This window comes from Vibrio sp. TAP-3B, from assembly GCF_057784735.1.
The window spans coordinates 1,180,869-1,194,662 of record NZ_CM173495.1; the positions used below are offsets into that span (position 1 = coordinate 1,180,869).

Sequence of the window (13,794 nt, forward strand, 5' to 3'; positions counted from 1 at the left end):
CCAATCCGACGCTTATTAATGGTGACCTTCAGCATAATCTGAAGAGTGTTTCTGTAGATACTTCAAGATCAGTGCTTCACTGTCTGTATCTAAGTTAACGAACGCCAACATACCGTCGAACATACCTGGCCAGGTGTTCGCATCGAAGTGCGCTTCCGCAGGTTGCGTGTGACATACTGAACAGTTGGTCTTGTAAGCTTCACGAGATTTTTCCCAAACTGGATTAATGTCGTTCAGCATAGACTCTTTCTTGATCCATACTTTCGCTGCCACTTTTTCCCATGGAAGGCCTGTTAGCTCATCCACTTTTTTCTCACCAGTCGTCACAATGCTGCTGTCTGTCGCCGCTTCTTTCATTAAAGAAGCCGTCGCAATGTTCATACCAAAGTCTTCTTGGATCACTCGACCAAAGCCTTTGGCTTTACGCCAGCCATCAATTTCGATTTCAATGTACTCGTCTTTATCTTCAAGTACTTTAACGGTTGATGCAGGGTTTAGCAGACCGGCTTCTTTCGTACCTTGCGCGTCAAAGTAGATCGGTAGGTGTCGAATACTGACCAGCTGTTGGCCCACTGCGTAATCCGTATTTGATGCCATTTGTTCTAGTTCACCAACAATACCACCAATGCTGTCCATACCTGCTGGTAAGTTGTGTGCGATACCTTTATGGCAGTCCACACAGCTTTGATCTTTTTCCGCAGCCTGTTTCATTTGAATACGAGCCGTTGGAGACATCTGTTCGAAGTCCATCGATTCATAGTTGTGACAGTTTTTACACTCTAGGGATTTATTCGCAGAGAAACGATCCCATTCGTGTTTTGCGAGTTCGATACGGCGCTCTTCAAACACACCAGGTTCATCGTAATTGCCAAACACCTGTGCAAACACTTCTTTAGAAGCCTGCATTTTACGAGCGATCTTATCGGTCCAGTTGTGAGGAACGTGACAGTCAGGACAAGTAGCACGAACACCAGAGTGATTTTTCCAGTGCACTGTGTCTTGCAGTTCAACGTATACGTTGTCACGCATCGTATGACAACTGATACAGAATTTTTCTGTGTTGGTTACTTCTAGTGCGGTGTTAAATCCACCCCAAAAGATAACACCAGCAATAAAGCCGCCCATCGTCAGCACACCTAGGCTGATATGTACAGCAGGGCGCGACATAGTACGCCACAGTTTAATGATCAATGATTTCATTATTTGCTCTCTTAAAATCTTTTCAAAAGTGTGGTTGTGAGCTCACGGGCTTACATGCCATGTGCACCTGGAGGGCCGAGGAAGAAGACTTGCAACATCCAGACGATAAATCCGTAGCCTCCGACGAAAGCCACACTCAGAACTGGGAAGAGAACAACCGCAATGAAGAGGAACGACTTCCACTCCAGGGAGCGCTTTTCACCACTCTCAATTTTATTAACATCACTCATACATTTGCCTATTTTGTATCTCGTGTTATTGAAAAAGCCTGTCTAACCAAGCTTAAGTTTTTACAATCTCTAATAGAAAATTTTAGACCATACTAATAGTAAGGTTCAATTAAATCGACTCTTCAGACCTTGTAATTCAACACTTTTTTGAGCTCATACAGAGATATGAGGGATTGATTCTATTTGTTTAAAAACATGAATAGATATGAAAAAATAAGAAGTTTAAACCATTGTTAAATAAGCAACATTAATGAAACATTCATTACATTAATGCCGTAAAGCTTGGGCCTAAAAATCGCTCATATTTCAGAAAAAGATTGTCACTTGTAAAAAAAGTGATAATAAAACTTTTATTAAAGTACTCTCCGTTTTTCCTCTAGAATAGGCAAAAGTACACATTGATATTCATATAAAGGATATGCACAGTTACACTCCTTTATTTCATTCCAAGGAGCAATTATGAATGGTGTAGTAGATATCAGCTGGGCAAAACTGACGATGTTTAGTGTTATTCTATTAGTCCCGTTCATTATCAACGTACGCTACAAGTTGGGCATCGCGAAAGATACTGCAATCAGCGTTATTCGTATGACGCTTCAGCTGATATTGATTGGTATTTATTTAGAGTATCTCTTTCAATTAAATAACTTACTCGTGAATATGCTTTGGCTGACGCTTATGTTACTGGTCGGCGCAAGTTCTATTGCAGGAAAAGCTCGTCTACCACAAAAGCCTCTTATGCTGCCGCTGTTAACGGGACTGATTTGCAGCCTGACGCCAATTTTGATAGCGATAATCGTAGGCTTAGTGCAACCCGCGCCTCTCTATAGTGCGCAGTACATGATTCCGCTTGCGGGCATGCTGTTAGGCAACAGTCTGAGCAGCAACATCATCGCGCTTCAAAATTTATTTACGGCTTTTGAACAACGCAAGTCTGAGTACGAAGCGGCTATATCGCTTGGTGCCTCTCCTCGATATGCGTCATTTCCTTTTATTCAAGAGGCACTCAGAAAGTCGCTTGCCCCAATCTTGGCTTCTATGACCACAACAGGGCTTGTAACCCTGCCAGGCATGATGACAGGTCAAATTTTAGGCGGGGTAAGCCCAATGGTAGCAATAAAATACCAGCTGGTGATTATGCTCGCGATTTTCGTCATGTTGAGCGCGTCGGTCGCCATCACATTAGAGATGACGTTGAGCTGCGTACAAACCAGAGCCGGCCGAATTAAAATAAAAATTCAACAACCAGAACAAGTCAAAACCGAGAGATAATGAGAATATGTATTAGTGGCAACAATAAGTAGGTTACTGGGTATGTAAGCTCTTAATTTTCTGAAATTTTATTTTCATTATTACGTAAACACGAACTTTAGACAGTTATCCACAGAAAGTGTGGATAAACAGCCAAAACACATACGCAACTAAAAACATAACAACATAAGAAATCTGTTTAAACATCATGTCTTGGTCACTTGAATGGCATCTTGTCGTTTTAGAGTCTAACGCGCGAGTTTGATTCGAATTTACTGACCTGATACCGCATAAAAAAGCGGCGAGCTATTTAAGCTCGCCGCTCTTTTATTTATCTCAAATGTTTGTCTTCATCACGTAAGAAGATCATCCAGTACCACATACCGACAAACACGCCACCACCAATAATATTGCCTATTGTGACAGGAATAAGATTATTGACGATAAATCCAGTCATGTTTAAATCTGCGTAATTCCTAATATCTGCGCCCGTCATCTGCCAAAATGCTTCGGGAGCAAAATACTTAATACCAATCGCCATAGGCACTTGAAACATGTTCGCAATGCAATGCTCAGCCACTTGAGGCGGTAATAGTGAGTCACATTGATTGAAGTTCATTGCAGTGTAATTTTTAAAAACATTTAAAGAGGCGCGGATAATCGCTCCATTCCCATACTTTTTTAAGCGCTACTTGGCATGCTTACTAAAAATGTTGTTATCGGGAGGTTGATGCATAAACTTCCATAATAAATCGCTATCTTGTCTATCATTGATATTTAACAAAGATGATGGCGTTTGAACAAAAATCCTACGCTATATCAGCCTGGTAGCGCCACACTTAACACTTCTTATCGTTTAGTGTTGCCCAACCCGCCTTTTCCGACTAGTTTGGATAAAAAAGCGCAAAGGAATTATTTATGAAATATTCAGCTGAACATATCGCCGAATTGAACCTACTTCTTCAATTCGACCTTAGTAGTGCTGCAACCGGTATTAAAGTCCGTACAGATGCGTCACAAGAAATGCAAGCCGCAGTTGCTGGTCTATACGAAAAGAAATTGTGCACACAGCCTGATGGTGGTTATTTAACCAATGAGGGTATTGAAGTTGCAGAGCATGCAGATAAAATTTTACGTGTTCTTTCTGTGTAAGAATTACTAATACCCTAACAAAATGCCACCGACTCCGGTGGCATTTTTACTTCTCTCTATTTTTTGCTTGTCCATACCGGCTGCATCAATCGTTTTTTCATTTTCCCAAATGGCTGAACTTTATCGTATAACCAGTTAAAGCCCGTGGTATAAAATAAAAAGAACACTAAGAAGCCAGCTTCTAGCACCATAGCTTGGAAGAAAGTCATTTCTAAGAACCAAGCGATCACGGGTATAGTGATAATGATCAACCCTCCCTCGAAACCAATACTATGCCCAAGTCGCATCGCCAAGCTTCGCTCAGATCGATCACCGCCAAACCACTTGTCAAAATACCAGTTATAGGTGTAGTTCCATATTACGGTGTACACGCTCAATCCAACCCCAACTAACGCGAGATCACTAGAGCCCTTCCCTGTGATCAAGGAAGCCGCTGGCACAACAATCGCTAACGCTATCAATTCAAAAAGTACGGCATGAAAAATTCGTTCGTTACGAGTCATGATTACCCACCAAATAGTCCTACTCAATGTTTAGAATTTTATCTATTATTCAGATAACAAAAAGTTAGATACCATCGGTAAAAACGATATGTTTACCATCGAACAACTGCAAGCTTTCATTGCAACATCAGAAGCCGGTTCATTTTCAGGCGCGGCGAGAAAACTGGGGCGAGCTCAATCCGTAATCAGCCAACACATCATTAATATGGAGGTCGACTGCGGCGTTGAGCTATTTGACCGCTCTGGTCGATATCCAAAATTGACCGAGAGTGGCCATGCGTTACTGCCTTACGCACAAGCTGCCGTTAGCCAGCTCGACCGCTTAAACAATAGAGCCGCACAACTCTTTTCTATGCCGACCAATAAATTGGTTTTAGCCATCGATGAAGGGATCCCTCTCACGCGCTTAGCAGATGTTTTAACAAATTTAGAGCTGCGGTTTCCACACTTACAAGTTGAGTGCTTAACCGCTTCCAGTCCCGATATCATCGAATTGATCAAGTCAGAGCGCGCCACAACCGGGGTTATTTTGAGTGACTTACAAATGCCTCGACATATCGATTTCACTAATCTGGGTAACATTGCGTTCGATGTGTATATCTCTTCCAAGCACCCACTGGCCCAGCAGCATGTCACTCACATGGACCAGCTCAAACAATATCGCCAACTGGTAATACGCTCCAAAAGCGCTGAACCATCTAGCCTTAATCAAGCATTTAGCCCAGATATCTGGTACGCTGATAATTACTATATTTTGTTGGAATTAGCGAATAAAGGGTTTGGTTGGTGCTTCCTACCGACACATTTAGTAGCGTACTCACCAAACACATTAATAAGAGTTGGGGATGATTTCACAAAACTGGCTTGGCAAGTCAATGTTGACCTCATTCAACATCAAAGATGGCATTCCGATCCCCTTCATCAACAAACTAAAGCAGAGCTGCTCACCTTGTTCGGGCAGACATAAATAAGTAGGAAGACCCAAATGGCAAATACATTGATCGTAGGTGCAGGCTGGCTCGGAACTCCGCTAGCAGAAGCCCTGATGAAAGACGGACACCAAGTGGTCGTTACACGTCGAAGCCAATCTCGATTAGACGAATTACCGGCCTCATTAACTCACTCAGCGTTGTTCGACTTCAATCAACTTAACGCTGCTAACAAACTCGATGCGCTGCTCAAAGAGCATCAAATCACCCACATTATTGGCGCTTTTCCACCCGGCTTTCGTAAGGGGCACGGACAAGAGTACGCCCAACAATGGCAAGTACTGGCGAACGCGGCCAAACACAATGGCGTTGAGAAACTGGTGATGGTTAGCTCAACAACTGTCTATCCAAATCTCGCTTCAGATATGAAAGAAGAAGCTGCCTCTCTGTCTCTCGCTACAGGCAGCCCTTACTTTTCAGATAATGCGCGTATCATGCTTCAAGCAGAACAACATGTGATTGATTCTGGTGTTAACTTTGTAATTATGCGCTGTAGCGGCTTAATTGGACCAGACAGGCACCCATCTCGCTTTGCGATGAGGTTAAAACAAGTCAGTCGAAAAGCACCTGCTAATATGGTTCATCAAAATGATGCAGTATCAGCCGCGCTATTTGCTTTAAGTAACCTGAACAACCAAGTCATCAACGTCACGACACCGCATACCGTGAGTAAGGCGGAGTTTTATCAGGCAGCGATTAACAACAGTGATGCCAATATTGCTCTTCCGCCAGTTACCGATAAGGCAGATAAACGTATTTTGGCCGAGAAGCTAACTTCGCTGGGCTATCAGTTTCAATTCAACTCGACGCTGGACGCATTATGAAACTTTACCAACACATCGAAACTCTCTGGGATTACATGCAACTCAAACATGACCTAATACCTGCAGATTGTTTGTTTGTCATGTGCAGCAACGATGTACGGGTCGCTGAACATGCGGCGAAGCTTTATCACCAAAAGCTTGCACCATTGATTGTTTTCTCCGGCGGTAAAGGTCGATTCACAGACGGTCTATTTGAAAAAAGTGAAGCAGAGACATTCGCAGAGATCGCACGAATAGCGGGGGTTCCGAATAATGCGATCATTTTGGAAAAGAACTCGAGCAACAGCGGGGAAAATGTTCGTTTTACTGAGCAACGACTAAAAGATGAAGGTAAAGTGTGCTCGTCGTTCATTCTGGTGCAAAAACCGTTTATGGAACGTAGAGCGCTCGCAACCTTTGAGCAACAATGGCCGTCTCCCTACTCTCAACTTCAGGTAAGCTCAACGGCGCACCCGATTTTTGAGTACATTAATGAAGATATGCCATTGATGATGGTGTTAGACGCACTAATGGAAGACTTTTCTCGCATCAAAAGCTACCCAGAAAAAGGCTTTCAAACCGAGCAAGCGATACCTGAAAATGTCGAGTTGTCTTATCAAGCTTTACTTAAACAATTGGGTTATCACTTAGCCTAATTTAAACAACTCAAATAGAAATTAAAAAGCCACCGAATGCGGTGGCTTTATATTGACTGTCGGAATTATTTACCCAAGGCTTCTTTATAATGCTGACGACAAACCGATACGTATTTGTCATTGCCCCCGATGGCAACTTGGTCACCTTCTTTAATTGCCACTCCGTGCTCATCCGTACGAATAACCATATTCGCCTTACGGCCACAGTGACAAATTGTCTTCAGTTCAACAAGCTTATCTGCCCAAGATAGTAGGTACTTACTGCCTTCAAAAAGTTCGCCTAAAAAATCGGTACGAAGGCCATAGCACAATACAGGAATATGCAGCTTATCGACGACCTCAGTCAGTTGATAAACTTGCTCTTTCGACAAGAACTGGCATTCATCAACAAGAATGCAGTGACGCTTTTCAACGTCGTTGAGTGTTACAACCTCTTGATATAAATTGGTTTCCTGACGGAATAAATGCGCATCAGATTTAAGACCAATACGAGAGCTTACTTTCCCCACACCAAAACGATCATCCAGTGCGGCCGTAAAAATAACTGGCGTCATGCCTCGCTCTTGATAGTTAAAAGAAGATTGTAGAAGAGTTGTTGATTTACCCGCATTCATCGCTGAGTAATAGAAATACATCTGAGCCACAGAGCATTACCTAAAGTTAAAGTTTTAATCAATGAAAATGACAAATAAAAGGGCTGAATTATCAGCCCTTTTACATTGAAAATTCAATTATTTACGGCGCCACGCTGTGCCTTCTGGACCATCCTCAAGAAGGATGCCCATTTCTGTCAGCTTGTCACGAGCCATATCGGCATTTGCCCAGTCTTTCGCTGCACGAGAGTCATTACGCAGCTTGATCAGTGCTTCAATTTCAGCCACTTCATCATCATTACCTGCATCACCTTTAAGGAAGGCTTCAGGGTCTTGGTGAAGAATACCGATAACATCAGCCAGCTCACGCATCAGGACACCAAGTTCACTGGCTTTCTCTACGTTTTCTGTTTTCAGACGGTTTACTTCGCGCGCCATGTCAAACAGCACAGAGTAAGCTTCTGGTGTGTTGAAATCGTCATTCATCGCATTAGTAAAGAGAGAAACATACTCTTCACCACCAGCAGGGGCGACGGTTAGGTCAAGACCACGTAGAGATGTGTAAAGACGTTCAAGTGAAGCTCGCGCTTGGTTTAGGTTTTCTTCGCTGTAGTTAAGCTGGCTGCGGTAGTGACCAGACATCAAGAAGTAACGCACAGTCTCTGCGTCATAGTGACTTAGAACGTCACGGATCGTGAAGAAGTTACCTAATGACTTAGACATTTTTTCTCTGTCTACCATCACCATGCCACTGTGCATCCAAGTGTTTACGTAGTTGGTATCATGCGCACAGCAAGATTGAGCAATTTCATTTTCGTGATGCGGGAACTGAAGATCCGAACCACCGCCATGAATATCGAAGTGCTCACCCAAGATAGATGAGTTCATCGCAGAACATTCAATGTGCCAACCAGGACGACCAGAACCCCATGGTGACTCCCAAGTAGGTTCACCTGGCTTTGACATTTTCCAAAGCACAAAATCCAACGGGCTACGTTTTGCTGTTTCAATATCAACACGCGCACCAGCTTGAAGCTGTTCCAAGTCTTGCTTAGACAGTTTACCGTACTCGTCAAATTTACTTACTTCAAACATTACGTCGCCGTTATCCGCTACGTAAGCGAAACCACGCTTGATTAACGTTTGAACCAGCTCAACAATTTCCGCAATAAACTCTGTTGCACGAGGCTCAATATCTGGACGCTTCATGTTTAACGCGTCGAAGTCAGCGTGCATTTCACCGATCAGACGTTCGGTGAGTGAATCACAAGACTCTCCATTTTCCGCCGCACGTTTGATGATCTTATCATCGATATCGGTGATGTTACGCACAAACGTCAGGTCATATCCGAGGTAACGAAGGTAGCGTGATACGACGTCAAAAGACACAAATGTGCGGCCATGACCGATGTGACAGAGATCGTAAATGGTAACTCCACAGACATACATGCCAACTTTGCCAGCTGTAATTGGTTTGAATTCCTCTTTCTGTCGTGTGAGTGTGTTATATATTTTTAACATGATCTCTATCTATGATTGTGAATGAAAACAAGAGCGCCGAGTATATCAACTCAGACCTTGTTAGGTAATAGCAATTAACCGATAAAACGATAATCGGCTAAACTTCAAGCACAAAATAAAGAATTTATTCTTTCTGAGTTTTTAAAGCGTGAGAACTTAGGCTAGAATCTCGGGCTCAACACAACACAGTAAAGGAAAGTAGCATGATCACCCTTCACACTAATTTTGGTGACATCAAGATTCAACTAAACGACGAGAAAGCGCCAGAGACAAGCGCAAACTTTCTTCAGTACTGCCGCGACGGCTTTTACGACAACACTCTTTTCCACCGTGTTATTGATGGTTTCATGGTCCAAGGTGGTGGTATGGAGCCAGGTCTCCGTGAAAAAGCAACACGTGCCCCTATCCAGAACGAAGCAAACAACGGCCTAAGCAACAAAGTCGGTACACTGGCAATGGCACGTACGATGGAACCGCATTCAGCAAGCTCTCAGTTTTTCATCAACGTGAACAACAACACCTTCTTAGACTTCCGTAGCGAAAGCCTAGATGGTTGGGGCTACTGTGTATTTGCTGAAGTAGTTGAAGGTATGGACATCGTTAATAAGATTAAAGATGTGAGCACTGGTTCTTACGGCATGCACCAAGACGTACCACTAGAAGACGTGGTAATCACTGGTACAACAATTGAAGAATAATTCGTAAGAATTGTTCCCAAGAGATAAATTAGTGGGGAGGCAACGCCTCCCCTTATTTCTATGATGACATTATTTATTTCCGATCTTCACCTTACGCCATCTCGTCCAGACATTACCCAATGCTTTGCGACGTTCATGCGGACAGAAGCTATCGACGCCGATGCACTTTACGTGCTAGGTGATCTGTTCGAGTTTTGGGTTGGAGACGAAGACAACACCCCCTTCGCAAACCAAGTTCGAACTGAATTCAAAACGCTCACCGACCATGGCGTGCCCGTCTTTTTTATTCAGGGCAACCGTGACTTCTTGTTAGGAGAACGTTTTTGCAAAGACACAGGGATCACGTTACTTGATGAGGTTTGCACCATTGACCTGTATGGCACTAAAGCAGTCATACTTCACGGCGATACCCTATGCACGGATGACATCGACTACCAAAAATTCCGTAAGACCGTCCACCAGCCCTGGTTACAGTGGCTTTTCAAGCATATTCCTTGGTTTATAAAGAAAAAAATCGTTTCAAAAGTTCAATCCGATATTCGGGGGGATAAAAAGAGCAAGCCTCTCGATATCATGGATGTGAATCAAAACGAAGTGGAAAAGGTGATGTCCCAGAATGGCGTCAACCTCATGATTCATGGCCACACTCACCGTCCCGACACACACTTTTTTGACATCAACGGTACTAAAAAGACCCGTATCGTTTTGGGTGATTGGTACACTCAAGGTTCCGTTTTACAAGTCAATTCTGATACCTTTGAACTACAAACACGACCATTCGATACATAACCTCCACTTAGATGTTGAGTAGGTAGAAGATTCACTCACAAGTCGTAGATATTTTATAAAAAATCGCTATCATCATGAAAATAGTTGAACGGAACGAAGTGCCTCATTGAAGTATTCTTACGTAGCTCGCCAGCCAATATTGGACAGAGAAAAACGAACCATAGGTTACGAACTTCTCTTTCGCGACGGTCCCAAAAACACCTTCCCTGAAGTAGAGCCAGAGCTGGCTACGAGTCGACTGCTATCCGATCATTTTCTGTCGACTCATTACAACACATTAGGTGATAAACTGGGCTTTGTTAATTTCCCACACCAAAGCTTAGTGAACTTGGTGCCAACACTGTTTCCGAAAGATTCATTAGTTATTGAGGTTCTTGAAGATTGTGAGCCGACCAAAGAACTCCTAGACGCGATCAAACACCTACATCAATGTGGATACAAAATTGCCTTGGATGATTTTGTTCCAACCCCAGCTTGGAAACAATTTCTTCCTTATATTTCCATGATCAAGTTTGACATTCGATTGGTTCCGATTCAAAAAGCCGCCATTTTTATCCAAGCTCTAAGTCAATTCAATATCGACTTTTTGGCAGAAAAAGTCGAAACCTATGAAGAGTTTGAACAAGCACTCGAAGCTGGATTTGACTATTTTCAAGGCTATTTTTTCAGCAAACCAGAGATGATTCAGAAAAAGCGTATAAACCCTGCCTTCCTGACTGTCATCCAACTGTGTAAAGAGATAGCGGACAAGCCCATCAATTTTAATGAAGTCGAGCGACTGTTTTCTATTGATGTGACACTTTCATACAAACTGCTCACGTACGTTAATTCAGGCTACACGTTAGCGACAAAGATTAAGTCATTTAGACAAGCGCTTATTTACTTAGGTGAAGAGCGCTTGAGGCGCTTTATTTCACTCGTCGCAATTGCTTCTGTTCAAGAGGATAAGCCAGACTCGCTCTACTCGCTTGCTATTCAGCGCGCTAGGATGTGCGAGATTTTACTCGGTCAAATGGACACTAAGTACGATCCTGGGCAAGCTTTTTTGACGGGAATGTTTTCTCTACTGGACTCTTTGCTCGATCAGCCTCTTTCGGATGTCATTGAGGATATTCCCATTGATGAGGACATCAAACTCGCGCTAACTAGTCACAAAGGAGTGCTCGGTTACTTGCTTTGCATGATTATCGCGTATGAACAAGCGGATTGGGAACTGGCAGAACAATATTGCTCATCTCTCAAACTTACCGAGCCACAGTTGGCTGATGCTTTTAATCAATCGACCGCTTGGGCTCAAGCACTCCTTTCTCAAACGCCTTGAACCGCTATAATATCCCCCATAATACCGCCAACCTCACGATTATTGTGAGGTTGTTTGTTTTTACCGCTTAATTAAACGAGTTTTCATTTTATGGTTTTTTCTTGTCCTTGCGGCTCTAGCCGTACCTACAAACAGTGTTGTGAAATTGCCCACAATAATCATGCCGATGTCAGCACGCCAGAGCAACTTATGCGCTCTCGTTACAGCGCTCATGCTGTGGGTCTGGTTGATTACATCGTAAATACCTACCACTCTAGCTGCAATGCAGAAGCACAACGCGAAGAAATTGCGCAATCCATAGAGAGTGACTGGTGCAAGCTTGAAGTCGTAAAAGCAGAAGCGGGCAGCAATGAAGACGAAGGTTTTGTAGAATTCCGCGCCTACTTTAACGAAGACGGCAAGCGCTACTGTATGTCCGAGCGCTCTCGCTTTGTAAAAGAGAACGGACTTTGGTTCTACATTGACGGTACATTCCCAAAAGAAGAGCCAGAAGAAAAACGGTCCGAACTGGCTCCACGACTAAACCAATCAATCGATGGCTTAAAAGTTGGCAGGAATGATCCGTGCATCTGCGGCAGTGGCAAGAAGTTTAAGAAGTGCTGTGGATAAAGGCTTTGATCTCTGATCTCGTCTAGGCTTGTAGGAGTGACGTACTCCACCTTGCTATATAAAAAAGCCCACTTATGAAGTGACCCCGTAAAGTTGGACATTTCTGTTAAGCGGCTTTCAAGACCTGAGTTCGATATTCTATCGGAGTCAGGCCTTTTAGTTTCACTTTTATACGCTTGGTATTGTAGTACTCGATGTATTCTTTAATTTGTTCTATCAGAGCATCTGCATCTTCAAAGCTTTGGTTGTGATACATCTCTGTTTTGAGTAAAGCAAAAAAGTTTTCAGCAACAGCATTATCCAAGCAGTTACCTTTTCTCGACATGCTTTGCGTTAACCCATTCTCCGCTACCTTTTTCTGATACTGTCGATGGCGATATTGCCAACCTTGATCGCTATGTATAATTGGTTTTGAGTTGGGTTTAAGCGTTGATATAGCTTCCGTCAGCATATCCGTGACAAGCGGCAAGCAGGCATTTTTGGCCACTCTATAAGCAACCACTTCCTGAGTAAACAAGTCGACAACGGGAGACAAGTATACTTTCTGCTCTTTGATTTTGAACTCCGTGACATCTGTTACCCATTTTTCATCGGGTTGAGTCGCACTAAAATCTCTTTCAAGCACGTTAGGAGCTGCTGTTCCAGATTCTCCTCGGTATGAACGATACTTTTTAACCCTGACCGTCGATTTAAGGTTGAGCTGAGCCATAAGTCTTTGAACCGTTTTGTGATTAAGCATAACCCCCTGATTTTTTAGTTCCAAGTGAATACGGCGGTAGCCGTATCGACCCTTATGTTCATGATAAATTGACTTTATCAAACGCAGCTCACGTTCGTAGCTATTTGGGCGCTTACTCGTTTGAGCCTGATAATAGAAGACACTTTTTGCCAACTGTAGAGTGTGCAGTAAGTGCTTCAACGGGTACTTGCCTTTAAGAGTTAGAGCTATGACCGCTTTTTCTTTGTTCGACGGTTTTTTTCCTGCTCCAACTCTTCCAACTTTTTTAGAACGGCATTCTCAGTTCGTAAGTAGACCAACTCCTCTTTTAGCTCCTCAAGTGTCATTTCATTATCAGGTTTAGTGGTACGTTGAGGTTGCTGTTTCATTGAGGGTCTTCCTTTCTGGCGCATTTTGAGCCCTTTGATACCGAGCTCATTAAATCTTTTGAGCCAGACAGAGAGTATCCCCGGGGATGAGAGGTTTAATACTGCGCTAGTGTGCGTGAGAGACCAATCATTCGTCCACATTAAATTCAATGCTTTTCGTTTTTCCTGAGCAGTAGCATGCTTAGTTGGTAAAAATGAATCAGCACCATGGATGACAAAGACTTGAACCCAATACCGTATCTGTCTTGAAGACATTGAATATTGTTTTGCTAAATAGCGAGATGACGCACCATCTAAGCATTGTTTAGCAATGATACATTTTAGCTCGCGGCTATATTTGGACATAAAAAGACCCCCAATAATTGGTGTCCA

General features: G+C 43.1%; 16 protein-coding genes and 1 pseudogene. 9 read left to right on the forward strand and 8 right to left on the reverse strand.

Going from position 1 to position 13,794, the window contains the following annotated elements:
- Positions 1–15: 15 nt before the first annotated feature.
- Together torC and torE are read right to left on the reverse strand one after the other, a co-directional pair.
- Complete coding sequence (gene torC / locus AC3D28_RS05490) at positions 16–1,200, reverse strand: pentaheme c-type cytochrome TorC (protein WP_098415362.1); 1,185 nt, start codon at positions 1,198–1,200, stop codon at positions 16–18.
- A gap of 50 nt (positions 1,201–1,250) precedes the next feature.
- On the reverse strand, positions 1,251–1,430 hold the full coding sequence (torE, locus tag AC3D28_RS05495) for a trimethylamine N-oxide reductase system protein TorE (protein ID WP_098415361.1): 180 nt from the start codon (positions 1,428–1,430) through the stop codon (positions 1,251–1,253).
- A 459-nt stretch (positions 1,431–1,889) separates the two neighbouring features.
- Here torE and AC3D28_RS05500 point away from each other — a divergent pair, with 459 nt between their 5' ends.
- The gene (locus AC3D28_RS05500) at positions 1,890–2,702 is read left to right on the forward strand and encodes an ABC transporter permease (RefSeq protein WP_098415360.1); all 813 of its coding nucleotides are present in this window, start codon (positions 1,890–1,892) and stop codon (positions 2,700–2,702) included.
- Positions 2,703–3,012: 310 nt separating this feature from the next.
- Here the strand turns inward: AC3D28_RS05500 and AC3D28_RS05505 are convergent.
- Positions 3,013–3,255 (reverse strand): annotated as a pseudogene (locus AC3D28_RS05505) (formate/nitrite transporter family protein); the annotation flags it as partial.
- A 344-nt stretch (positions 3,256–3,599) separates the two neighbouring features.
- Here AC3D28_RS05505 and AC3D28_RS05510 point away from each other — a divergent pair.
- Positions 3,600–3,833 (forward strand): TIGR02647 family protein, encoded by a 234-nt coding sequence (locus tag AC3D28_RS05510; protein WP_098415358.1) that lies wholly within the window; start codon positions 3,600–3,602, stop codon positions 3,831–3,833.
- A 56-nt stretch (positions 3,834–3,889) separates the two neighbouring features.
- On the opposite strand, the gene AC3D28_RS05515 is transcribed toward AC3D28_RS05510, so the two are convergent.
- Positions 3,890–4,336 carry a PACE efflux transporter gene (locus tag AC3D28_RS05515; RefSeq protein ID WP_488535810.1) on the reverse strand — a complete coding sequence of 149 codons (447 nt, stop codon included), beginning with the start codon at positions 4,334–4,336 and terminating at the stop codon, positions 3,890–3,892.
- 88 nt (positions 4,337–4,424) lie between these two features.
- On the opposite strand from AC3D28_RS05515, the gene AC3D28_RS05520 reads away from it, so the two are divergent.
- The 3 genes from AC3D28_RS05520 to AC3D28_RS05530 are packed head-to-tail and all read left to right on the forward strand — an operon-like array spanning position 4,425 to position 6,784.
- Positions 4,425–5,303, forward strand: coding sequence for a LysR family transcriptional regulator (locus tag AC3D28_RS05520; RefSeq protein ID WP_488535811.1), 879 nt, complete (start codon positions 4,425–4,427; stop codon positions 5,301–5,303).
- 18 nt (positions 5,304–5,321) lie between these two features.
- Positions 5,322–6,149: an NAD-dependent epimerase/dehydratase family protein gene (locus AC3D28_RS05525; RefSeq protein WP_488535812.1), complete on the forward strand. Its 828-nt coding sequence runs from the start codon at positions 5,322–5,324 to the stop codon at positions 6,147–6,149.
- On the forward strand, positions 6,146–6,784 hold the full coding sequence (locus AC3D28_RS05530; RefSeq protein WP_488535813.1) for a YdcF family protein: 639 nt from the start codon (positions 6,146–6,148) through the stop codon (positions 6,782–6,784). Before AC3D28_RS05525 ends, AC3D28_RS05530 begins: the two co-directional genes overlap by 4 nt.
- A 65-nt stretch (positions 6,785–6,849) precedes the next feature.
- On the opposite strand, the gene AC3D28_RS05535 is transcribed toward AC3D28_RS05530, so the two are convergent.
- Positions 6,850–7,428 (reverse strand): thymidine kinase, encoded by a 579-nt coding sequence (locus AC3D28_RS05535; protein WP_488535814.1) that lies wholly within the window; start codon positions 7,426–7,428, stop codon positions 6,850–6,852.
- 87 nt (positions 7,429–7,515) lie between these two features.
- Positions 7,516–8,898, reverse strand: coding sequence for a cysteine--tRNA ligase (gene cysS / locus AC3D28_RS05540; protein ID WP_488535815.1), 1,383 nt, complete (start codon positions 8,896–8,898; stop codon positions 7,516–7,518).
- Positions 8,899–9,101: 203 nt separating this feature from the next.
- Between cysS and AC3D28_RS05545 the strand changes: the two genes are divergently transcribed.
- From AC3D28_RS05545 to AC3D28_RS05560, 4 genes are all read left to right on the forward strand, one after another.
- Positions 9,102–9,596 (forward strand): peptidylprolyl isomerase, encoded by a 495-nt coding sequence (locus AC3D28_RS05545; RefSeq protein ID WP_098415351.1) that lies wholly within the window; start codon positions 9,102–9,104, stop codon positions 9,594–9,596.
- A gap of 60 nt (positions 9,597–9,656) precedes the next feature.
- On the forward strand, positions 9,657–10,385 hold the full coding sequence (gene lpxH / locus AC3D28_RS05550; RefSeq protein WP_488535816.1) for a UDP-2,3-diacylglucosamine diphosphatase: 729 nt from the start codon (positions 9,657–9,659) through the stop codon (positions 10,383–10,385).
- Positions 10,386–10,491: 106 nt separating this feature from the next.
- Positions 10,492–11,706: an EAL and HDOD domain-containing protein gene (locus tag AC3D28_RS05555; protein ID WP_488535817.1), complete on the forward strand. Its 1,215-nt coding sequence runs from the start codon at positions 10,492–10,494 to the stop codon at positions 11,704–11,706.
- Between the two features lie 90 nt (positions 11,707–11,796).
- Positions 11,797–12,315 carry a YchJ family protein gene (locus AC3D28_RS05560; RefSeq protein ID WP_488535818.1) on the forward strand — a complete coding sequence of 173 codons (519 nt, stop codon included), beginning with the start codon at positions 11,797–11,799 and terminating at the stop codon, positions 12,313–12,315.
- A gap of 106 nt (positions 12,316–12,421) precedes the next feature.
- Here AC3D28_RS05560 and AC3D28_RS05565 read toward each other — a convergent pair whose 3' ends face one another.
- Together AC3D28_RS05565 and AC3D28_RS05570 are read right to left on the reverse strand one after the other, a co-directional pair.
- The gene (locus AC3D28_RS05565; protein ID WP_488536032.1) at positions 12,422–13,264 is read right to left on the reverse strand and encodes an IS3 family transposase; all 843 of its coding nucleotides are present in this window, start codon (positions 13,262–13,264) and stop codon (positions 12,422–12,424) included.
- Positions 13,261–13,767 carry a helix-turn-helix domain-containing protein gene (locus AC3D28_RS05570; protein ID WP_098414183.1) on the reverse strand — a complete coding sequence of 169 codons (507 nt, stop codon included), beginning with the start codon at positions 13,765–13,767 and terminating at the stop codon, positions 13,261–13,263. The genes AC3D28_RS05565 and AC3D28_RS05570 overlap by 4 nt, the downstream gene beginning before the upstream one ends.
- Positions 13,768–13,794: the final 27 nt, after the last annotated feature.

Coding starts and splice junctions, on each gene's coding strand:
- torC (WP_098415362.1), bottom strand. CDS start 1,200: ATGAAATCATTGATCATTAAACTGTGGCGTACTATGTCGCGCCCTGCT.
- torE (WP_098415361.1), bottom strand. CDS start 1,430: ATGAGTGATGTTAATAAAATTGAGAGTGGTGAAAAGCGCTCCCTGGAG.
- AC3D28_RS05500 (WP_098415360.1), top strand. CDS start 1,890: ATGAATGGTGTAGTAGATATCAGCTGGGCAAAACTGACGATGTTTAGT.
- AC3D28_RS05510 (WP_098415358.1), top strand. CDS start 3,600: ATGAAATATTCAGCTGAACATATCGCCGAATTGAACCTACTTCTTCAA.
- AC3D28_RS05515 (WP_488535810.1), bottom strand. CDS start 4,336: ATGACTCGTAACGAACGAATTTTTCATGCCGTACTTTTTGAATTGATA.
- AC3D28_RS05520 (WP_488535811.1), top strand. CDS start 4,425: ATGTTTACCATCGAACAACTGCAAGCTTTCATTGCAACATCAGAAGCC.
- AC3D28_RS05525 (WP_488535812.1), top strand. CDS start 5,322: ATGGCAAATACATTGATCGTAGGTGCAGGCTGGCTCGGAACTCCGCTA.
- AC3D28_RS05530 (WP_488535813.1), top strand. CDS start 6,146: ATGAAACTTTACCAACACATCGAAACTCTCTGGGATTACATGCAACTC.
- cysS (WP_488535815.1), bottom strand. CDS start 8,898: ATGTTAAAAATATATAACACACTCACACGACAGAAAGAGGAATTCAAA.
- AC3D28_RS05545 (WP_098415351.1), top strand. CDS start 9,102: ATGATCACCCTTCACACTAATTTTGGTGACATCAAGATTCAACTAAAC.
- lpxH (WP_488535816.1), top strand. CDS start 9,657: ATGATGACATTATTTATTTCCGATCTTCACCTTACGCCATCTCGTCCA.
- AC3D28_RS05560 (WP_488535818.1), top strand. CDS start 11,797: ATGGTTTTTTCTTGTCCTTGCGGCTCTAGCCGTACCTACAAACAGTGT.
- AC3D28_RS05570 (WP_098414183.1), bottom strand. CDS start 13,767: ATGTCCAAATATAGCCGCGAGCTAAAATGTATCATTGCTAAACAATGC.